Origin of the sequence: Burkholderia sp. SIMBA_051 (assembly GCF_046534915.1) — a bacterium.
Taxonomy (GTDB): domain Bacteria; phylum Pseudomonadota; class Gammaproteobacteria; order Burkholderiales; family Burkholderiaceae; genus Burkholderia; species Burkholderia ambifaria.
The window spans coordinates 1-228 of record NZ_JAWRXS010001030.1 but is presented as its reverse complement, the minus strand read 5'-3'; the positions used below and the strand labels follow the sequence as shown (position 1 = coordinate 228).

Annotated in this window: 1 protein-coding gene; it reads left to right on the top strand. The window is 66.2% G+C overall.

What is annotated here, in order from left to right; translation table 11 throughout:
* Positions 1–228 (top strand): efflux RND transporter permease subunit (locus tag SB771_RS37615; protein WP_410722354.1); only part of this gene is annotated, 228 nt, incomplete at both ends.

Sequence of the window (228 nt, the reverse complement as noted above, 5' to 3'; positions counted from 1 at the left end):
CGGGCCGGTGATCGCCATGACCCTGACCCTGGCAGCGGTGTATGCGCCGATCGGGCTGATGGGCGGGCTGACCGGTACGCTGTTCCGCGAATTCGCCCTGACCTTGGCGGGCGCGGTGATCGTGTCCGGCATCGTGGCGCTAACCCTGTCGCCGGTGATGAGCTCGTTACTGTTGCAACCCGGGCAGCAGCATGGCGCGATGGCCAATAGGGCGGATCGGTTGTTTGC